The 20,879-nt window shown below is 58.4% G+C and carries 15 protein-coding genes and 2 tRNA genes; 10 read left to right on the forward strand and 7 right to left on the reverse strand.

The window, feature by feature from the left end; all coding sequences use genetic code 11:
• Nucleotides 1-555 (reverse strand): circularly permuted type 2 ATP-grasp protein (locus tag AC5S3R_RS07155; protein WP_494266333.1); only part of this gene is annotated, 555 nt, incomplete at its 3' end.
• Between the two features lie 235 nt (nucleotides 556-790).
• Entirely contained in the window at nucleotides 791-4,144 is a 3,354-nt protein-coding gene (locus tag AC5S3R_RS07160; RefSeq protein WP_494266334.1) for a TonB-dependent receptor, read from the reverse strand.
• Between the two features lie 448 nt (nucleotides 4,145-4,592).
• Between AC5S3R_RS07160 and AC5S3R_RS07165 the strand changes: the two genes are divergently transcribed.
• Both AC5S3R_RS07165 and AC5S3R_RS07170 read left to right on the forward strand, forming a co-directional pair.
• Nucleotides 4,593-6,500, forward strand: coding sequence for a M61 family metallopeptidase (locus tag AC5S3R_RS07165; RefSeq protein ID WP_494266335.1), 1,908 nt, complete (start codon nucleotides 4,593-4,595; stop codon nucleotides 6,498-6,500).
• 171 nt (nucleotides 6,501-6,671) lie between these two features.
• Nucleotides 6,672-8,591, forward strand: a complete 1,920-nt coding sequence (locus tag AC5S3R_RS07170) for a CocE/NonD family hydrolase (RefSeq protein WP_494266336.1) — start codon at nucleotides 6,672-6,674, stop codon at nucleotides 8,589-8,591.
• A 39-nt stretch (nucleotides 8,592-8,630) separates the two neighbouring features.
• Here AC5S3R_RS07170 and AC5S3R_RS07175 read toward each other — a convergent pair whose 3' ends face one another.
• Both AC5S3R_RS07175 and AC5S3R_RS07180 read right to left on the reverse strand, forming a co-directional pair.
• Nucleotides 8,631-9,758, reverse strand: a complete 1,128-nt coding sequence (locus AC5S3R_RS07175; RefSeq protein WP_494266337.1) for an MFS transporter — start codon at nucleotides 9,756-9,758, stop codon at nucleotides 8,631-8,633.
• 6 nt (nucleotides 9,759-9,764) lie between these two features.
• Complete coding sequence (locus AC5S3R_RS07180) at nucleotides 9,765-10,838, reverse strand: LacI family DNA-binding transcriptional regulator (RefSeq protein ID WP_494266338.1); 1,074 nt, start codon at nucleotides 10,836-10,838, stop codon at nucleotides 9,765-9,767.
• A 111-nt stretch (nucleotides 10,839-10,949) separates the two neighbouring features.
• Between AC5S3R_RS07180 and AC5S3R_RS07185 the strand changes: the two genes are divergently transcribed.
• From AC5S3R_RS07185 to AC5S3R_RS07220, 8 genes are all read left to right on the forward strand, one after another.
• Nucleotides 10,950-11,039: transfer RNA gene (locus tag AC5S3R_RS07185), tRNA-Ser, on the forward strand.
• Between the two features lie 109 nt (nucleotides 11,040-11,148).
• A tRNA-Leu gene (locus AC5S3R_RS07190) sits at nucleotides 11,149-11,232 on the forward strand.
• 157 nt (nucleotides 11,233-11,389) lie between these two features.
• On the forward strand, nucleotides 11,390-11,692 hold the full coding sequence (locus tag AC5S3R_RS07195; RefSeq protein ID WP_494266339.1) for a DUF3467 domain-containing protein: 303 nt from the start codon (nucleotides 11,390-11,392) through the stop codon (nucleotides 11,690-11,692).
• Between the two features lie 48 nt (nucleotides 11,693-11,740).
• A complete protein-coding gene (locus AC5S3R_RS07200; RefSeq protein ID WP_494266340.1) occupies nucleotides 11,741-13,369 on the forward strand; it encodes an ArnT family glycosyltransferase in 1,629 nt (542 codons plus the stop codon).
• The gene (locus AC5S3R_RS07205; RefSeq protein WP_494266341.1) at nucleotides 13,353-14,804 is read left to right on the forward strand and encodes a tetratricopeptide repeat protein; all 1,452 of its coding nucleotides are present in this window, start codon (nucleotides 13,353-13,355) and stop codon (nucleotides 14,802-14,804) included. The genes AC5S3R_RS07200 and AC5S3R_RS07205 overlap by 17 nt, the downstream gene beginning before the upstream one ends.
• A 48-nt stretch (nucleotides 14,805-14,852) precedes the next feature.
• Complete coding sequence (locus AC5S3R_RS07210) at nucleotides 14,853-16,154, forward strand: NfeD family protein (RefSeq protein ID WP_494266342.1); 1,302 nt, start codon at nucleotides 14,853-14,855, stop codon at nucleotides 16,152-16,154.
• A 57-nt stretch (nucleotides 16,155-16,211) separates the two neighbouring features.
• Nucleotides 16,212-17,054: a slipin family protein gene (locus AC5S3R_RS07215; RefSeq protein ID WP_494266343.1), complete on the forward strand. Its 843-nt coding sequence runs from the start codon at nucleotides 16,212-16,214 to the stop codon at nucleotides 17,052-17,054.
• 48 nt (nucleotides 17,055-17,102) lie between these two features.
• Nucleotides 17,103-17,789 (forward strand): SPOR domain-containing protein, encoded by a 687-nt coding sequence (locus tag AC5S3R_RS07220; RefSeq protein WP_494266344.1) that lies wholly within the window; start codon nucleotides 17,103-17,105, stop codon nucleotides 17,787-17,789.
• Between the two features lie 4 nt (nucleotides 17,790-17,793).
• On the opposite strand, the gene AC5S3R_RS07225 is transcribed toward AC5S3R_RS07220, so the two are convergent.
• The 3 genes from AC5S3R_RS07225 to AC5S3R_RS07235 are packed head-to-tail and all read right to left on the reverse strand — an operon-like array spanning nucleotide 17,794 to nucleotide 20,873.
• Nucleotides 17,794-18,504: a lysophospholipid acyltransferase family protein gene (locus AC5S3R_RS07225; protein ID WP_494266345.1), complete on the reverse strand. Its 711-nt coding sequence runs from the start codon at nucleotides 18,502-18,504 to the stop codon at nucleotides 17,794-17,796.
• A 9-nt stretch (nucleotides 18,505-18,513) separates the two neighbouring features.
• On the reverse strand, nucleotides 18,514-19,935 hold the full coding sequence (mpl, locus tag AC5S3R_RS07230) for a UDP-N-acetylmuramate:L-alanyl-gamma-D-glutamyl-meso-diaminopimelate ligase (protein ID WP_494266346.1): 1,422 nt from the start codon (nucleotides 19,933-19,935) through the stop codon (nucleotides 18,514-18,516).
• Entirely contained in the window at nucleotides 19,932-20,873 is a 942-nt protein-coding gene (locus AC5S3R_RS07235) for a S66 peptidase family protein (RefSeq protein WP_494266347.1), read from the reverse strand. Before AC5S3R_RS07235 ends, mpl begins: the two co-directional genes overlap by 4 nt.
• Nucleotides 20,874-20,879 lie beyond the last annotated feature (6 nt).

Consider the following 20,879-nt stretch of genomic DNA (forward strand, 5'->3'; position numbering starts at 1 on the left):
GTAGCTTACGCCGGAGGGAACGCGCAGGTTGTCTTCGAGGACTACGAATTCGCCGGTGTTGAGGCGCAGCAGGTCCGAGCCGATGACGGCGATGTAAACGTTGCGCGGAACCTGAAGGCCGCGCATCTGGCGGCGGAACTGCTTGCAGCTATAGACCAGCTCCTGCGGGACTACGCGCTCGTTGAGGATGCGGGCTTCCGAGTAGATGTCGCGAAGGAAGAGATTGAGAGCGGTGATGCGCTGAGTGAGGCCGCGCTCAATGAGTTCCCACTCGCTGGCGCGGATGAGGCGCGGGAGCAGGTCATAGGGGAAGATGCGCTCGGTGCCTTCATCGCGACCATAGACCGTGAAGGTGATGCCCTGGGTGAGGAAGGAAATGTCTGCGGATTGCTTGCGGCGCTGGAGCTCGTCGTGCGGCAGCTTGGCGATGGTTTCGGCCAGTGCGCAGTAGTGCTTGCGAATGTCGCCTTTCGGCTCGCGCATTTCATCGAATGCATGGTCGAGAGGATAGTCCCCGAAAAGGCTTTCAAGCTCGGTGGTCGAACCGGCGCTCATGTAGGGTTGGTTGTTCCTTCACTACGGATTCAGGCTTGCCTGTTCATTCGCTTGTAACAAGCGGGGGATGAAGAAGCCATAGGGAGGGCGTAAAGATGGGGGATTCTTCGTTAGGAGCTAGCTGGTTCGTGGGAGAGTTTCGGTAGGAAGAACTATGCAGCACCCGGCTTGATTGGGGCGATGAAAAAGAAAGACGGCAGCCTCGGCTGCCGTCTTTTGTTGGATTGATGTTTGGTTAGAAGAACAGCTTGGCAGAGACCTGAAGCTGGCGGGGGCCATAGATCAGGCTGTTGCTGCCGGTGGGCAGGCCGAAGGCGCCAGAAGCTGTGCTGCTGACGTAAGGCGTGATGCAGCCGCCGAACTGCGAGCCGGAGGGAACTGCCTGCGTGGGGCAGGTTGCCGTGCCGCCGTAGCTCAGGGTGGAGTACGTGCTGTTCACGCTGGAGATGATGCTGTGATTGAAGAGGTTGAATGCCTCCCCGATGAACTCCAGGTGAATCTGCTCGTGGATGGGCACTTCACGGGTTATGCGGAAGTCCACGTTACGGATTCCGGGGCCGGGAAGGCTGTTGCGCTGGATTTGCGGCGGACGGCCAGTGGTAGCCGCGCCGGAGCCGGAGCTCATGGCACCGCCGTAGATGTTGCCGTCGGCGGCCTTGGGCGTGCTGGCGAGAATCGAGGCGGGCGTGTTCATGCTGGCTACGATGGGCTGGCCGGTAGCTGCCGTGTAGGTTCCGGAGAAGGTGAAGCCGTCGATGCTGTGACGCACGAAGGGATTGGACTCGTAGAAGGCGGGCTTCCAGAGCAGGGTTCCGACAAAGCGGTGACGGACATCGAGGTCCGAGCGCCCGTATTCGCCCTTGACGTTGTTGGGGTCGAGAACCGGGTTGCCACCATAGAAGGTGCCGTAGGTTCCGGCGACCTGATCGGAGTCGAGTGCCTTGGACCATGTGTGATTGACGAGCAGCTCGAAGCCGTGGCTGAAGGGACGACGGATGGTGACGGCCATGGAGTGATACCACGTGTTGGCGACGCTGAAGCCCGCGTTGAGCGAGGTAAGCGTCTGGTCCACGCGGTCCGTAGCCAGGTAGTAGGGCACGGTGAGGAGCTGCTGGTTGCCCTTGGTATCTGTAACGAGGTAGGAGCGCACGCCGCTGGGCGTTTTGCCAACGAGGTTGGCATCGAGGAAGACCGGGAGGCGCAGGGCGCGGGTGCCGAGATAGCCCACCTGCAGGGTGAACTTGCCGGGCAGAGCCTGCTCGACGCTGAAGTCAAACTCATGCGTGATGGGAGGAACGAAGTCCGGCGAGAGGCCGTGGAAACCGGCGCTGCCCGGAACCGTAACCGCCGTAACCGTGGGCGCCGCGCCGCCAGTGGGATAAAGTGCTCCGCTGAGCGATGGGCCGGTGGGCAGGTAAGGCACGTTGGGGAAAGTCAGCGCGGCTGCGGCAGTGCAAGTGGCATTGCAGCCGTTGTAGTTGTAGTTGATCTGGTACTCGCCGTTTTCTACGCGCATGGCATAGTACGTGGAGCCCTGGTTGAGTCCGGTAAAGATGCCGTAGCCGGCGCGAACGACCGTGTCCTTGTAGGGGTTCCACGAAACGCCCACGCGGGGTTGCACGCGGTCGGTGACGTTCTTGATGGTCTTGTTGTACTCAGCCGCGAGCGCCGTGCTGGTGTTGGGGATGGCGGGGTCGGGCGTGAGCTGGAGGTCGTAACGCACGCCGAGGTTCAGCGTAACGTTGCGCGAAATCTTCCAGGTGTCTTCCGCGAAGAAGTCGTACATCTTCATCCAGAAATCGTCAGCGCCGGCCTTGCCTCCGGTGGTGGGGTTCTGCAGGTCAACAGTCTGCACAAAGCTGTTGTAGTGCGAGCCTGCGAAGGGGTCGGTGTCACCGGACTGTCCGGCAAAGGCATCGACAACCCAGTTCTGGAACTGCTGCGTGACGTTGCCGGAGTAGCTGTAGAGACCGCCGCCCTGGTAGAGGTTAATCATGACTTCGTGAACGATGTTGGCATCGCCGCCGAACTTGAGCGTGTGGCGGTTGATGACCTTGTCGAAGACGTCGGTAATCTGGAAGCGGTGCTCGTCAGGCTCAGCGATACGCGGCAGAGCGTTGGGCATGCCGTAGGTTTCCGCGCCCATACTGATGCTGGGACCGGGGGAGTTGGCTCCGGCGGTTTCGAGGTCGCGGCCCCACTGGAAGCGGAGGTCGTTGACCGCGGAGTTGGTCAGCGTGGAGGTCCAGTGCGCGATAAGGAAGCGCTCGTGATAGCTAGTGGGCGCGTTGGTGCTGGCCGAAGTGTTGGAGTAGGTCGGGTTGGGCGAGTAGCCGTAGGTCTGGTCAAAGTTAGCCCAATTAAAGTTGGCGTAGACCAGGTTCTTCTGGTTGATCTGGTAGTCCACGCGCGGGAAGACCAGCGTCTCCTTGGCGAAGCGGCGCGGCGCGCCCTGCAGATCGAGAAGGAACTGAATGCCGGCGGTGCACTGCGCCTGCGTGATGGTGGCCGGGCACTGCGTGGGCGTGACGATGGTGGTGGAATTCGCCGTACCTGCGGGCGTGAGCGAAACGTTGTTCGTTTCGTAGTAAAGCGCGTTGCCTACGCGGCGGAAGTTGTCGGACGTGAGGAAGAAGAAGAGCTTGTCCTTAAGGAACGGACCGCCTACGCTGCCGCCGAACTCCTGCTGCTGGTGTACAGGCTGCGTGAGCAGGAAGGCCGAAGCAGGGCTGGTGGGGTTGCTGAGCGCGTTGAACTTGGTGATGGGGTCGAGCGCGTTGAGCGCGGGATAACGCAGGTAGTAGAAGAGGTCGCCATGGAACTGGTTGGTACCGTTCTTGGTGATGGCGTTGACCTGACCGCCAGCGGCCTGGCCGAATTCAGCCGAGTAGTTGGAAGCCTGCGCAGAGAATTCCTTGATGGAGTCGAGCGAGTAAACGAAGGGAGCGCCCGAAGAACGGCCACGCGCTTCCGAAAAGAGCATCTGGTTGTTGTTGGCGCCGTCTACGTAGTTCTGGTTGTAGAGGCCGCTGATGCCGTGGAAAGCAACCATGCCGCTGCCGCCGTCCTGCACAACGTTGGGCGTGAGAAGAACAAAGTCGCTCCAGTTGCGTCCGTTGACGGGCAGGTTTTGAATAACCTGCTGGCTGACAACCTGTGAGACGTCGGTCTTGTCCACGTCGATGAGCGGAGCCGCGCTGGTGACTTCCACGGTGGAAGAAGCAGACTGCAGGGGCAGCGCGAGATCGATGGTGAGCGTCTGGCCGACCTGCAGCGTAAGGTTCGATGCCTCGATGGGGCTGAAGCCGGAAGCAGTCGCCGAAACCTTGTAGTGGCCGGGCTGGAGGAAGGGCGCAACGTAAAGGCCGCTCGAGTTGCTGTTGTAAACGTGCGTGACGCCTGTGTCCGTATTCACAATGGTGACCGGGACGTTGGGAACGACCGCGCCGTTGGGGTCAGTAACAGTTCCGGTAACGGTTCCGGCGCCGGTGGTCTGAGCCCTAAGCGCAAATGGACTACAGAGCAGGAGCATTGCAAAAACGGCGAGCAGATATGTTACCCGCTTGCTCGTTGTAGGTTGTGGAATCATAATTTTTGGCTCTCCAGAAGGTTGATACAGCTTACGTAACAAGCAGCAGTGACACTGAGACAAAGATTCACGCGCATCGAAGGAAGTACGGGAACGATGCGTGCCGTGTCCCAATTTTTTACCGCTACGAGGTCAGAAATTGTGTCAACGAAATTTGAATAAAGCACGCGGGAAAGACTTCATCCGCGACGGGCTCATGGCTTGAATGCGCCATGAAAGAAGAGAAACAGACAACCGTCTCGCACGCTTTCACGTAAATTGTGGCTGCGGCGGTCATCGCAAAGCGCTGATATTCCCAGCCTTTATGCGTTCATTATACCCATTGATGGGGATCGAAATTGTCAGGAAATTGTGGAGAATTGCAAAAAGCGCCGGAAAAGGCCCCTGACGTGCGGGACGGGGAAGATATGCCAATCGAATGCTTTACCCTGTCGTAACAGGAGTATTCATGCTGAAGTTTCGCTTCCCTGCCATGGTTCTATGCGGCCTGGTATCGCTTTCCGCCGCGGCGCAAAAGGCGCCGATTCAGATTACCGCTGACTTAACTGACGCTCCGCGCAAGCTCTACCATGCCGAAGTTGACATTCCGGTTACAGAGGGCCCTGTGACGTTGACGACGCCGCAGTGGATTCCGGGCAATCATCGCCCGACGGGGCCGGTGGACGATATTACCGGCGTGGTTTTTACCGTAAACGGCAAGCCCGTTGAGTGGCGGCGCGACGATGTGGACCTTTACCAGTTTCATGTGAATGTTCCCAAGGGCGCGACGACGCTGCACGCGCACCTGGACTGCATTGTGCTGGGACGCGTGACGCAGAAGATGGCTGTGCTGGAGTGGGAGAAGCTGCTGCTGTATCCGGCGAAGACCCCGGTGCGCGAGATTCCGATTCAGCCTTCACTGAAGGTTCCGGCGGGATGGGGCGTGGGAACGGCACTGCAGCCGGAGGGCGCGGCTAGCTGGCCGGTGCCCGCTTCGGGTTCGACGACGAAGTTTGCCGTGACGAACGTGGAACAGCTTGAGGATTCGCCGATTATTGCGGGGCAGTACTTCCATGAGTTTGCGCTGGCTCCGACGATTTCTCCGAAGCATTACCTGGACGTGGTTTCGGATGAGCCGGAAGACTCGAAGATGCGGCCTTCCACGCTGGCTGAGGTTGCGAACCTTGTTCGCGAGGCCGACGCGGAGTATGGGTCACACCACTACAACGTCTACCACTTTTTGCTGACGCTTTCAGACGTTGCGGGCGGCGAAGGGCTGGAGCATGGGCAGTCGAGCGACAACGGTGTGGGCGAGAAGGGCTTTGCGGATGATGCGCACCAGCTTGCCGAGTCGGATTTGCTGGCACATGAGTTTACGCATTCATGGAATGGCAAGTACCGCAGGCCGGTTGGGCTTTATGAGCCTGACTTTGCGACGATGCAGCAGGGCGCTCTGCTTTGGGTTTACGAGGGCATGACGCAGTATCTGGGCAACGTGTTGGCGGCGCGTTCGGGGTTGAAGTCGCAGGCGCAGTATCGCGACATTCTGGCCGCAAGTGCGGCGAGCCTTGATTACAAGCCGGGGCGCGAGTGGCGCTCGACGGGTGACACCGCGATTGCCGCAAGCATTCTGCGTGGTGGCAACCCTGCATGGAGCAACTGGAAGCGCGGGCAGGATTATTACCAGGAAGGTGAGCTGCTTTGGCTGGATGCGGACACGCTGATTCGCAAGCTGACGGATAACAAGAAGTCGCTGGATGACTTTGAAAAAATCTTCCTTGCGAAGGGTGGAAACACCGGGCCGCAGATTGTGCCTTACAACTTTGACGAGCTGGTGACAGACCTGAATCAAGTGGTTGCTTATGACTGGGCGAAGTTTCTGCATGACCGCGTGGACCGCGTGAATCCGCGTGCCGATGTGGAAGGCATTGAGCGCGGCGGATACAAGCTTGTCTTCAAGGACAAGCCGAATGCCTCAGCGCGCATGGTTGCCTCTTCACGGCGCGGCGGCGGTGTGGATGTCTGGTACTCGCTTGGGCTGCGGCTTGGGCCGGATGGGTCCATTGCGGATGTTCGCTGGAATGGGCCTGCCGATAAGGCGCGGCTTGCTCCGGGGTACAAAATCCTGGCGGTGGATGGACGCGTCTTTTCGCCGGAGCATCTTGTGGAGGCGGTTCGCGATGCCAAGGGAACGACCGAGCCTATCAAGCTGATTGTCCAGTCGGAGAGCTGGGTGAACAGCTTCGAGATTGACTACCATGATGGCGAGCGGTATCCGGTGCTGGAGCGCGTGGAGGGTACGCCTGCTTATCTCGATGACATTACCAAGCCGCTGACTACGCCTGAGAAGGTAGCCGACGCGAAGAAAGAAAACTAACGAGTAGATGGACGTTGGCTGTGTGAAGGCAGGAAGCGCTATGCGCTTCCTGCTTTTTGTTTGCCTTTTGGTTGCTGCGACGGGGATACGCAAGATTTGTGGAACTGCATCCGATGCTGTTCCCTGCCTTTGTGCTTTAGTCTGTATCTCTCAAGGAGAATCCAGACTTCCATGCACAGACTTCTCTGCCGTTTGCTTGCTGTTGCGGCAATTTGTTTCCTTTCGCTGCCCATTCTTTCCGCACAGTCTGCCGCTGACAACTTCGTTAAGTCGCATTACACCAAATATGAGTTCCGCATCCCTATGCGCGATGGCAAGCGGCTTTTTACTGCTGTTTATGTGCCGAAGACTGGCGCGTTTGAGAAGGATGCGGGGCCATATCCGTTTTTGATGGACCGCACGCCGTATAGCGTTGGGCCGTATGGCGAGGACCAGTATCCCTCGCATCTTGGGCCTTCCGATGAGTTTGAGAAGGGCGGCTACATCTTTGTTTATCAGGATGTGCGCGGGCGGTGGATGAGCGAAGGCGTGTTCCACGAGATGACTCCGCACATTGATGACAAGAAGGGGCCGCAGGATGTGGATGATGCCTCGGACACGTACGACACGATTGAGTATCTGTTGAAGAATGTCCCGAATAACAACGGGAAGGTTGGCATCTGGGGGATCTCTTATCCGGGGTTCTATACCTCGTCGTCGATTATTGACTCGCACCCGGCGCTGGTTGCGGCCAGCCCGCAGGCTCCGATGACGGACCTCTTCAAAGGCGATGACAGCTACCATGGCGGCGCGTTCATGCTGGAGGCGAACTTTGGGTTTTATGTTTTCTTTCTGCCTAATCACAACCCCGAAGAGCCGGAACATGCAAAGCGTTCGGACTTCGACTTTGGCACGCCGGACCACTACAAGTGGTATCTGAATGCGGGTAACCTGGCCGACATGGAAGCGAAGTACATGAAGGGCACGAACCCTCTATACAACGACCAGTATCAGCACGATACCTACGACAGCTACTGGCAGGCGCGTGACCTTTCCCGGCACATGAAGAATGTGAAGTGCGCGGTGCTGGTGGTTGGCGGCTGGTATGACGCGGAAGATTTGAGCGGACCGTATAAGACTTTCTATGCGATTAACAAGTTCAACCCGGAGACTCCGAGCACGCTTGTAGAGGGGCCGTGGGTGCATGGCGGATGGGCGCGCGGCGATGGCGCGCATCTTGGTGATATTCAGTTCAACGCGAAGACGAGTGAATATTTTCGCGAGCATGTTCAGTTCCCGTTCTTTGAGCACTATCTGAAAGGCAAGGGCGAGGGCGCGCAGCCGAAGGCTGTTGTGTTTGAGACGGGCACGAATGTTTGGCGCAGCTTTGATGCGTGGCCTCCGAAGGCTGCGAAGGCCAAGACGCTCTACTTTCATGCGGGCGGGAAACTTAGCTTTGATGCTCCCGTAGATGCGAAGGGCGTGGATGAGTATGTGAGCGATCCAAATCATCCGGTGCCGTTTGTGGGGTACACCACCGATACGTTTCCGCAGCGGTACATGGTGGACGACCAGCGCTTTGCCAGCTATCGGCCTGACGTGCTGGTTTACCAGACAGAACCGCTGGAAGAAGACGTTACGATTGCGGGGCCGATTTCTCCGAAGCTGAAGATTGCCAGCACGGGGACGGACTCAGATTTTGTGGTGAAGCTGATTGATGTGTATCCCGACAATGCGCCGGATTATGAAGATGAGCCCAAGGGCAAGCGCGTTGTGGATACTCCGCCGCTGCATATGGGTGGATACCAGGAGATGTTGCGCGGCGAGCCAATGCGGGCAAAGTTTCGCAATAGCTGGGAGAAGCCGGAGGCACTGGTGCCGGGCAAGATGACCGAGGTGAACTTCACGATGCCGGACCTGTTTCATACCTTCCGGCGCGGGCATCGCATCATGGTGCAGGTGCAGAGCTCGTGGTTCCCGCTGACGGACCGCAATCCGCAGACGTTTACGGATATTCCGCACGCGAAGCCGGAAGAGTTTGTAAAAGCTACGGAATCGGTTTATCGGCAGAAGGATGCAGCCAGCGGGGTGGAAGTGCTGGTGATGCCTTAAAGGCAGGGGACAGGGTGCAGGGTACAGCATCCTGAGAGACTATTGCGTTGGCTGATTTCTTTGCTGCATAAGCGGCAGCATGGCGATCATCAGCAACAGTGCGGCTGGGACTATCCATAGTCCCAGCCGCAAGCTGTTTGTGCGGGAAGAGATGAAGCCGGTGAGCCACGGGAGGACTGAGCCGCCGAAGCCGCAGATGGCGAGTACCCAGCGGGAGTCGGAGATGTGCGTTGTACGGGCAAAAAAGTGCGAGAGCAGGAGCGGGAAGATGGGCGCGAGCATCAAGCCGAGCGCGGCCATGGCGATGGGTGCTGCAGCTGCGTTGCTGACAAGAAGTACTGCGGCTAGTAGGGCTGCTGCTATGGATGCGATGAGAACGCGCATGGGCGGTATACGCAGAAGCACAAGCGATGCGAGGCCGCGGGAGGCGAGGAATCCCCCCCAGTAGAGAGACGAGAAGGCTGCTGCTTTGGCTGCTCCGACACCGGCGATGCGCATGGCGTAAGAGGCGAGCCATGTGGATGTGGTGTTCTCTATGCCTACTTCAAGGAAAGTAAGAAAAGCGAAGAGGGCGATTACGGTGTAGCGTGCTGCGATTGCTTTTTCCTGCTGCGTTGCGGCTTGTGGCTGCGCTTGTGTTGGTTCCTGCAACACCAGTGCGCATGTTGCGGCGATGATGGTTGCGGCGATGGCAAGGAGTCCATAGGCTGTGCGCCAGGATTGCGCGACGAGAATGCGCGAGGCAAAGAGTGGCGCGAGTAGAGCACCGGCGCTCCATGTGAAGTTGAGCAGCGTGAGCGGAGCAGCGCTGCGGTCAGCAAATATACGGCCCGCGTAGATGCTAGTGGCCGTCATGGGCATGCCTACTCCGATGCCGAGGAGCAGGAACAAGGCTGGCAGCAGCGAGAGATGGCCGTTGGAGATGCCGAGGGCTGCAACGGTGATGATGACGAAGCCGATTGCCATGGAACGCACGCAGCGGGTTACAAATAATGCGCCGAAGGACGTGCCGAGGAAATAGCAGAGAAAGAGCGTTCCGGAGCGGCTGTCTGTGAGGCCGAGCGATGCGGCTAACGCGGGAAGAAGCGCTCCGCCGATGGCGTGGGCTACGCCTGTGAGCGCGAATGCAGCGTGCAGAACCGGGAGCGTTGCCTTGCGGGATTGCATGCGGGTCTAGCTTCGCTTGGCGCTGCGGAGGCGCTTGGGGCTGGGCGGACAGGTGGACTCGCGAATGATTAGTTCGGGGTGGATAGACACGACATCAGGGAATGTGGCCTGGCCGCGAATGCGCTGCAGCAGAATGCGTGCGGCTGCGGAGCCCATCTGTTGCAGGGGCTGGCGGATGGTGGTGAGGCTGGGGTTGTAAAAAACCGCGGACTGAATATCGTCGAAGCCAACGACCGAAATATCTTCCGGCACACGCAGTCCATGATTCATGAAGGCGCGGATGGCGCCGATGGCGGCGATGTCGTTGTACGCAATGAGGGCGGTGAAGTCGCCGCCGCGGGAGAGGAGTTCGTTGGCTGGGCCAAAGCCTAGCTCCGGCGTGGAGACGAGCAGGTCGAGCTTCACGCACAGCTCGGGGAGAACTGGGATTTTCAGCTCCTTTGCGACGGACATAAGGCATGCCCAGCGGTCGTCCGCGTCCGAGCTATGGCTGCCGCCGCGCATAAAAGCGATTTTGCGGTGGCCGAGTTGGTAGAGATGACGCAGGGAGAGTTCGGCGGCGCGCTTCTGGTCGAGGGCTACGTTGGTGATGCCTTCGATTTTGCGATGTCCAGCAACGACTACGGTGGGCAGATTGAGCGGTTCTTCGAGAGCGGTGTCGATGAAGATGAATCCCTCGACGGAGCGCTCGATGAGCAGGCGCGGGTACTCCTGGATGAGGTCGGGTTTGCGACGGTGGCTGGCGGTGAGATAAAAATATCCCTCTTCGATGAGGAACTCTTCCATGCCGGAAAGAACCTGGCCTGCGTATGTGTCGTTCAGCTCGGGAACGAGGACGCCGATGGAAAAACTCTGACGCTTGCGGAGCGAGCGGGCGTAGAAGCTGGGGCGGTAGTCGAACTTGGCAGCGGCCTCGACGACGCGGTTGCGCGTTTCCTGCGGAATGGAGCGCACGCCAGGAGCATTATTGAGGACCAGCGAGATGGTTGCCGGGGAGAGATTGAGATATTCTCCAAGCATTTTCAGGCTGATGCGCTGGCCCGGCGGCGGATTCTTGCCCGGGCTGGATTTTTTGGGCATCTCGCGGGTTCCCTGCCTCGATATGGCTCAAATACGTCTGCAGGTAAGGATACGGGATTAAGGTCTATCGGCGCACCGGAATTCCAAGTACAATCAAATTAGCCCAGATACGGAGAGGTGGCCGAGCGGTTTAAGGCAGCGGTCTTGAAAACCGCCGAACCTTTACGGGTTCCGTGAGTTCGAATCTCACCCTCTCCGCCAGCCATTGCATGGAGCCACTGCGGCCTTTGGCCGCCACGTAGCTCTGTGGGGCTCCCGGTGGTCGCCGCTGGCTTTCCTGGATGGATTGAGCAAGAGCGGCGCCAGATGTGCGGAAGTGGTGAAATGGCAAACACACTAGCCTTAGGAGCTAGCGCCGAAAGGCTTAGGGGTTCAAGTCCCCTCTTCCGCACCAGCATTGCATGCAGCCACGGCGGCCTGATGGCCGCCAAGCTGCCTTTGTGAGGCTCCCGTTGGTCGCTGGCTGGCTGTTTTGCTGATTGCAGCAACATTCCTGTCTCTTCTGCAATCTGTTCACGCCCCTCAGGCTTCCCTAGTAATCTGGAAGCATCATGAGTACTCCGCAACAGCCTAAGCTTACCCTTGTTCAAGCGCCTGATTACCGCGAGACCTACGCCAATAGCGTGCAGGTACGCGTTAGCGTTTGGGACTTTCAACTCTTTTTCGGACTTGCTTCCAGCGAAGCGCCGGATGAGGTAACGATTCGCAACCAGCAAGCCGTTTACCTGAGCCCGCAGCAGGCCAAGGCGCTGTGGAATGTGCTGGGGCAGAACCTTGCCCAATATGAGCAGGCCTTTGGCACGCTGAATCTTGAGCCACAGACGCAAGGTTTTCCGCAGGGCCCCGTCAATTAGTTAGAACGGGGAGCGCAAGCTCCCCGCATTGCTTGCGAGGATTGTTGCGTGCGCTGGAGACAGATTCTGGAACCAAGACGGGATGCGCCATTTCCGCTGTGGATGATTTTTCCCGTCCTGTTTGCGGCGCTCTACATTACGCACTTTACGCTGCTGCGCCTGCCCTACTACTGGGATGAGGCTGGCTACTATATTCCGGCCGCGTGGGATTTCTTTCGCACCGGCTCACTGATTCCAACAAGCACGCTGACCAATGCGCATCCGCCGCTGCCGAGCATTTACCTGGCGCTGTGGTGGAAGGCTTCCGGCTTTACGCCAGAGGTGACGCGGCAGGCTGTGCTGATTGTGGCTGCGTTTGCGCTGCTAGCGGTGTGGCGGCTTGTTCGCCGGTTGAACGGCAATGGGCCTGTGGCGTTTGTCACGGTGGCGCTGACGGGGCTTTATCCCATCTGGTTTGCGCAGAGCACGCTGGCGCATGCGGATATTTTTGCCGCGGCGTGTACGCTGTGGGGTTTGAGTTTTTCGCTCTCAGAGAAAGAACAGAAGGCTCCGGTTGCTGCGGTGTGGTTTATGGCTGCGGCGCTGTGCAAGGAGACTTCCATTGTTGTTCCGCTCACGCTGGCGGGGCTGGCGGTTTGGGATGCGTTTCGAGTGGAGGCGTCTACGCGGACGCGGCTGCTGCGTGAGGCGGCCTGGCTGGCGGCGTGCGTGGTTCCGCTGGCTGCGTGGTACGTGTGGCATTACACGCGCACGGGGTTCTTCTTCGGCAATCCGGAGTTTTTGCGCTACAACGCGGAAGCGAATTTTTCGCCGCTGCGCTTTCTGGCGGCCTTTGGGCATCGCGTGCTGCACCTGACGACACATATGAATCTGTTTGTGCCAGTGCTGCTGGGACTGGCAGTCTTGTTGCTGCCTGTGCGAACCGATAACGGCGGGCGCGAACTGGTTGTATTGAGCAGGGCTGCGGAGCTTCGCATATTTGTTTTGCTTGCGGCAAATGCTGTGTTTTTCAGCGTGCTGGGCGGAGCGCTGCTGTGCCGGTATCTGCTGCCGATGTATCCACTGGTGCTGCTGCTGGCGGTGAGTGCAATTTACCGCCGCGTGGCGTGGTGTCCGGCGTTGGCGTTGCTGGCGGCGGGGGCGTTTGTTGCGGGAATCCTCATTGACCCGCCTTATGGCTTTGCTCCGGAAGACAACCTTGCGTATGCGCGGATGATTCGTTTGCATCAGAGCGCGATTGCGCAGTTGCAGGCGCGCTATGCGGGGGCCACTGTGCTTTCGGCATGGCCCGCGACGGATGAACTGAGCAAGCCGGAGCTTGGTTATGTGAAGACTCCGTTTGATGTTTTTGCGATTGAGGATTTCTCAGCACAGCAGATCGCGCGGGCTGCGGCTACGCCGGAGAACTACTCCACTGCGCTGGTTTTCAGCACGAAGATTGAGCCGGCCAACTCGCTCTTTACACTTGGGGCGCGCAGCCAGCAGCTTGATGAGCAGTACTTTGGCCTGCACCACGATATGTCTCCCGAGGCGATTGCAACCCAATTGGGCGGCACGATTGTCTGGAAACAATACAGCGGCAACGGCAGCATGTGGGCGGCGCTTCTGCGCTTTAACCGCCAGTTTGAAGCACGGCTCGACACCCGCGCAGAGCAGGCCCATGACCGTCTACAATGAGCGTGACGTGTTCTATTTTTCTTCATCTTCCATGCGCCGCGCTGCGCGGCTTGCTCTTGTAGCGGGACTGACTCTTTTGCCTGCTTTTGTTTACGCGCCGCGGGCGCTTGGGCAGGCTGCTTCGGCGGGGTCTGCGCCAGGTGCTGTCGATGCGCATGGGCGCATTCTGCTGGTGCTTCCTTTTGACAATGGAACCAATCAGCCGAGCCTGGAGTGGATTCGTGAGGCTGCGCCGGAGCTGTTGACCAGCCGCTTACTTTCCGCGGGCTTTACGCCGCTTCGCCGGGCAGACCGCCGCTATGCGCTGGACCACTTGGGGTTTCCGCAGAACTTTCATCCTTCGCGCGCCACTTCTCTCAAGCTGGCGCAGACGCTCGATGCGGATTCGATTATTGTGGGCAGCTACTCGACCAGCGGAACGACAATTACGGCACATGCCCAGATCGTGGACGTGGCGCACCTGCGCATGAGCCAGCCGGTTACGGCGCAGGGCGATATGCACTCGATGATTGCCGTCTTTGATACGCTGGCATGGGAGCTTACGAAGCAACTTGACCCGGCATTCCCGGTTGGCGAGGAGACGTTTGTTGCCGCCGGAGCCAATCTCAAGCTGGAAGCCTTTGAGCAGTACATTCGCGGCATTGCCGAGCCCGACCACAATGAGCGGCTTGCGCACCTGCAATCTGCCGTCAAGTTGAATCCGAACTTTTCTGATGCGTGGATGGCTCTTGGCCGCGAGGATTACGCAAGCCAGGACTACGAGCATGCGGCGGATGCCTTCTCCAAGGTCACGGGCGACAGCCCGGACGCGCTGGAAGCAGGCTTCTACCGCGGACTTTCGCTGCTTTATACGGGCAACTATCCCAATGCGGAAACTGCCTTTACCGGCGTAGCGAAGATTTTGCCGCTGGCAGCGGTGCTGAACAACCAGGGCGTGGCAATCAGCCGGCAGGGGCATGACGCTACAGCGCTCTTTCGACAGGCTGTTACGGCCGATCCTGAAGCTGCGGACTATCACTTCAACCTGGCCGTGAGCCTGAAGCGGCATGGCGACGCCAACGGTGCTTTGGCAGAGCTTACGCAATATCTCAAGCTGCGTCCGAACGACACGGAAGCTCTCAGCCTGAATACTGCATGGAAACAGCCCATTGGGGCCACTCCCTCGGAACCGCTGGAGCGGATTGCGCGTAACTTTGATGCGGCAGCCTTCCGGCAGGCCGCCACGGTGATAGACCAGATGGAGTCGGCGCGCCTTGCCGCACTGCCTCCGCGCCAGCATGCCGAAGCATTGGTGGCCCATGGCCGCGAATTTCTTTCTCAGGGACTAGTGCTGGAGGCCTCACGCGATGCGAACACGGCGCTGCAGATTGATCCGGGGAATATATCGGCCAGGGCGCTGCTGCGTGACATTGCCGCAAAACAGGCACAGCGATAGCTGCTGTCACCCCTGTGCTGGCGCAACTGGCGCATAATGGATGACGCCATGGCTGCACGAATGTTTCTTAAAATTCGCAATCTGATGGCCGCGTTGCTCGCCTTTGCACCTCTTGCGGCGGCGCAGTCCCAGCCCCTTGTGGACAAGTTTGTGCTTGCCGATACGGTTCAAACCGTTACGGCTGGCCAGTTGAATCGCGCAATTGCGCGTGCGAGCACCGACGGCGCAGCGGCTTTGCTTGTGGAGCTTGATACGCCGGGCGGGCTTGTGGATTCGATGCGTGCGATGACGGGAGCCATTCTCACTTCGCGGGTTCCGGTTATCGTTTACGTTGCGCCTGCGGGAGCGCGTGCGGGTTCGGCGGGGTTCTTTCTGCTGGAGGCTGCGGACGTGGCAGCGATGGCTCCGGGGACCAATGCCGGAGCGGCGCATGTTGTCTTTGAGTTTGGGCAGCCTGACCCTGTGCTCACGCAGAAAGTGGAGAATGACTCCGAGGCATTTCTGCGCTCGTTTGTGAGCAAGCGCAACCGCAACCAGGATGCGGCGCTGGATGCAGTGAAGAACTCGCACTCCTACTCTGCGGAAGAAGCGCTTGCGCAGCATCTGATTGATGTAACAGCGACAAGTGACGCGGAGCTTATTGTCAAGCTTGATGAGCACGAGATTACGCGCATGGATGGCAGCAAGCAGGTGCTGCATCTTACGCATGCGCGCATCCAGTTGCTGCAGCCTACGCTGCGCGAAAACCTGCTCGACTGGTTTGTGAATCCCAACGTTGCGCTGCTGATGCTGGCTTGCGGCGTGCTGCTTATCTATCTGGAGTTCAACACGCCGGGCACCATTGTTCCGGGAGCGCTGGGAGCGCTAATGGTGCTCATGGCGCTCTTCGCGTTTAATCTGCTTCCGATTCGCTACACTGCCGTCCTGCTGTTGATTGCAGCGGTTGTGCTGCTGATTCTGGAAGCGAAGTTTGGCGGGCATGGCGCGCTGGCGATTGCAGGCATTGTCTGCCTGACGCTTGGCATGATGACGCTGGTGGCCGCGCCGATCCCGGAGCTTGATATTCATCCATGGGTGGCCTTCAGCGTCAGCATTGCGGTTGGCCTTATTACTGTTGTGCTGATACGACTGGCAGTGCGCGCGCGGCACATGAAAACGCGGCTTGGCGTGGATGCGCTGATTGGGCGCACGGCTTCTGCCATGGAGCCGCTTACTCCCGAGGGCCATGTGCTTGTTGAAGGCGAGATATGGCTGGCCAAAGCCGAGGAAGAGATTGCTGCAGGCACACAGTTGCGCGTTACGGGGCACGATAACTATCTGCTTCGCGTTTCACCGCTAAGCACGCACTAATCACCATTGGCTATCCGCTGCGATAGTACAATTCGTGCTGGTGCGAGGAGACAGTTCATGTTGACCACTATTCTGCCGCTTCCGATACTTATCATCGTTGTCCTGGTTGCTCTTTATCTGTTTAATTCCATCAAGATTCTTCGGGACTATGAACGTGCCGTGATTTTTCGCCTTGGGCATGCGCTGCCGGAACCGAAGGGGCCCGGCATCATTCTTGTCTTCCGGCCAATTGACCAGATGGTTCGCATCTCGCTGCGGCAGGAGGTTCTGGAAGTTCCTCCGCAGGATGTAATTACCCGCGACAACGTGACCATCAAGGTGAATGCGGTTGTGACGCTTTATGTCGTCAGCCCGAATGATGCAGCCATCAAGGTGCAGAACTACGTTTACCAGACTTCGCAGTTTGCGCAAACGACGCTGCGCTCTGTTCTTGGCGAAGTGGAGCTGGACGACCTGCTGAGCCACCGAGACAGGCTCAACCTGCGCATTCAGAGCATCATCGACCAGCGCACGGAGCCTTTTGGCGTAAAGGTGATTTCGGTTGAAGTGAAGCAGGTTGATTTGCCGGAGCAGATGCTGCGCGCCATGGCCAAACAGGCCGAAGCAGAACGCGAAAAGCGCTCGAAGATTATTCACGCAGAAGGCGAATTCAACGCGGCGCAGAAACTGGTGGATGCGGCGCAGCTTCTTGCTTCGCAGCCGGTTACTCTGCAACTGCGGTATTTGCAGACGTTGACTGAGATTGGCGCAGAAAAGAATACGACGATTGTCTTTCCCTTGCCTATGGAGCTGCTTAACATCCTGAATAAGCTGGGAGGTACGCCTGCGGTTCCCAATGTGGTTCCCGGCACATCGGCTCCGGAGGAAAAATCTACTAACACGAACCCCGAGGCAGTCTGAAAATGGCTGGCTTGCATCTAAATAAAATGTATGGAACCCGGATCTGAGTTGAAATGGAAACCCGTAGAGCCACGGCACGACGAAAAAGAAGTCATTCTTGGGCCAATTATGCTTGGAGTGATGGGAGCGGGACTGCTGGCGCTCTGCTGCGTGTGCTTTATTGCAGGATATGAAGTTGGCAACCACGGCACTGTACTGCCCGGCCTGAAGGGAGCTTCCGCAAAGGATGCGGGGCCATCAGCAGCCGAGATTCTTGCCCAGTCCAAGCCTGCCGCGGCGCCTGTTGCATCTGCGTCCCAGCCTGTAGCTCCATCTGCGCCGGTGACCGTTGCCAAGGTTTCCACGGCTGCCACTACTCCGAAAGAGCCCAGCCTGCCTACAGCCGATCCGCCGCCCGCAATTACGGCTCAACCCAGCGCCGCTATGCCGAAAGCGGACACGGCTGTATCTTCGACGCAAGCGCCTGAGGTTAATCCTGCGGTCCGTCCGGCGCTGGCTGTGACTACGCAGCCGTCTATCTCCTGGCGGGTGCAGATTGCCGCCGTCGAGCATACGGATGATGCAGACGTGCTGGTGGGCGCGCTGCGCAAACGCGGTTATACCGTGTCAGTCCATCATGACCTTACGGATAATCTGCTGCATGTGCAGGTTGGTCCCTTCAACAGCCGTGGCGATGCGGAGTCGATGCGCCAGCGGCTGTTGAACGATGGGTACAACGCTGTGATTCAGTACTGATAACTTAGCCGCGCATCCACTCCGGCAGACCGCTTGCAATTGCTTCGCGCACTGCGGCCATTAAATCCTCGCGCGTTGCAAACTGCTTGGGATCAATCGGCGGATGAAAGATGATGTGCGCCGTGCCGGGCGTTACCTTCATGCTGCCTTTGGCCATCATGCCTTCTGTTCCGTAGATTGACACAGGAATGCATGGCGCACCGGCTTGCATTGCAAGATAGAACGGCCCTTTTTTGAACGGCAGAAGACGGCCATCGCGGGAGCGCGTTCCCTCGACAAACGTGGTGATGTGAAGTCCCTTCTTGAGAACGAGCCGCGCCGCATCTACGCCTGCTTTTGCGCTCCCCACGCTGCCGTCGCGGTCTACGGGAACAAATTCTCCCAGCTTGAAGCCGTAGCCAAGTACGGGAATCTTCATCAGCGAACGCTTGAGAAACGCCGACGTGCGGCCCGGAATTTGCGGAAGCAACGCCGGCGGATCAAGGTTCGAGACATGATTCGCCATGAAGATGCACGCCGTTTCCTTCGGCACACCTTCTGCGCCAGTCACATCCACGCGAATGCGTGCAAGACTGAATGCAGTACGTACAATAGACAGCGCGACACGATACATTGCATTGGCGTTGCCTGTAATCAGCGTCCACGGAATCAGCGCAATGGCTGCGAGCGCTCCGAGACCAACAATTGTGAACAACAACGTTAAAAAAGCAATCATGCGTACACGTCAGGCTTGAGCAAGCCGTTCCTTCAATGCTGCGGGCAGCTTTTCGTAAATACCGTCGAAGCCTCCGTTCGACAGGATGGCAACCACGTCGCCGGATTGAAGCTGCGGCACAAGCGTTTGCACAATTGCATTGGCGTCCTGATACAACTCGGCTGGTGTACCTGCTGCGTTCAAGGCTTCGACAACTTCATCGGGATGCAGGCGCTCGGTTTCGCGAATCTTCTGCTGCTGATATACCCCAGCAAGGACAACGCGATCTGCCGTGCGCAGGCTTTCGATAAGGTCGTTCTCCAGCACCTTGCGGCGAAGCGTGTTGGAGCGCGGCTCAAGCACAGCCCATAGGCGTGACTTTGGATACACAGAGCGCAAGGCGCGCAGTGTTTCACGGATGGCCGTGGGGTGATGCGCAAAGTCATCGATGATGGTGACGCCGCCAATCTCGGCGCGAACTTCAAGGCGGCGCTTGACGCTCTGAAAGCTTGCCAGCGCGGCGCGGATTGCATCGACACTGATTCCCTGCCCTGCTGCTAATGCCGCGGCTGCCGTGGCGTTGAGCGCATTATGCTCGCCTGCAAGCTTCATCTGAAAGCTGGACCACAGCGCGCCGTTGTTCCACACATCCCAGTGCATCGCGCCGTTTTCGTAACGAAGATTCTGGATGCGCCAGTCTGCATTGGCTGTGAAGCCGTAGCGCTCCACTTTGCAGAATGCTTTCGACACACACTCCAAGACATTTTCACTGCCATCGTATGCAACAATGCGACCACGGCGCGGAACAAGATTCACGAGGCGCTTGAAGGCGGTCTTGACGGCTTCAAGATCCGCATAAATATCCGCATGATCGAACTCAACGTGCGTGAGGATTAACGCGTCTGGAAAGTAATGCAGAAACTTCGGGCCTTTGTCCCAAAAGGCCGTATCGTACTCATCGCCTTCTACGATGAAGGTGCGCGTGGGGCGCAGATGAAAGCTGGTGCCGAAGTTTTCCGCTACTCCGCCGATGAGGAACGACGGAGACTGGCCTGCTGTTTCGTAAATCCACGAAAGCATGCTTGTGGTTGTGGTCTTGCCGTGCGTGCCTGCGATAACGAGCGATTCGCGGCCGGTCAGAAATTCCTCTTTCAGCAGCGCGGCCATGGAGATGAATGGAATGCGTTCATCGAGAATTTTTTCCACTTCCGGATTGCCGCGTGAAAGCGCGTTGCCAATGACTACGAGGTCCGGCTTGGGCTCAAGATTCTTTTCCGCATACGGCTCCATGACCGGAATGCCGAGCGAGTTGAGCAGGTCGCTCATTGGCGGATATGCCGCTGCGTCAGAACCCGTGATGCGGTGGCCTTGCAGTTGCAGTAATCCAGCGAGTGACGCCATTGCCGTGCCGCAGATGCCTACTAAGTGAATGTGCTTCGCGTTGGTGCTCATTGGCGCACCGCCGGCTCCAGCAAGCTCAACTGCGCATCGCTGCCCACTTTCAACTCTGCCTGCACACCCAAGGTCAGCGTGACGCCATGATGCGACACATGCCCACACCGAAGGCCAAAGGCCATCGGCACATCAATTCCATCCAGTGCATTCATCATCGAGTTAATTAAGGTTTCCTGCTCGCCCGGTGCGGCGCATCCCAGCATCTCGCCAAAGATGATGCCCGTAACACCGGCGAACTTGCCTGCATGGCGCATCTGCCATAGCAAGCGGTCAATCTGGTAAGGCGGCGTCTGCACGTCTTCAATAAACAGCAGCTTACCTTCCGTCTGCGGAGCATAGGGCGTGCCCAGCATCTCCACAAGAATGCTGAGGCAGCCTCCATAGAGCGTGCCGCGCACCACACCATTTCCTGGGCCGCGACGCAACGGCCTCATTCCCTCCGCCGCGCCTACGCTGTATGTTTCACCTGCTAGCGCCGCGTGAAAGCTGGGTAGATGTACGTTGTCCGCTCCGGAAAAATCATGCGCAGCCATTGGCCCATGAAATGCCGGTAAGCCAATCCTGTCCAGCATCACCACCTGCATGCCTGTGATGTCGCTGTATCCAATAAAGACCTTCGGATGCGCGCGCAGAACATTCACGTCCATCTTGTCGAGCAGATAGTTTGAACCGTAACCGCCGCGCAAGCACATCACTGCAGCAGTCTCCGGGTCCATAAACACTTTGTACAAATCAGAGAGCCGCTGCTCTGGCGTTCCTGCAAAGGACAACGGTCCACGCGTCTGTGCATGAGGAGCAAGCTGCGGCACATAGCCCAGCGAGCGCAGCCGCGCAGCGCCGCTTTCAATCTGGCTCGGCGGCGGATAAGACGCCGGCGCAATCAAGCCAATCTTTGCGCCCGGAGGAACCGGAGCCGGTTTCAAAAATGGGGTCATGCTTTC

The sequence above is a fragment of the Occallatibacter sp. FHG110214_02 genome (assembly GCF_059115385.1).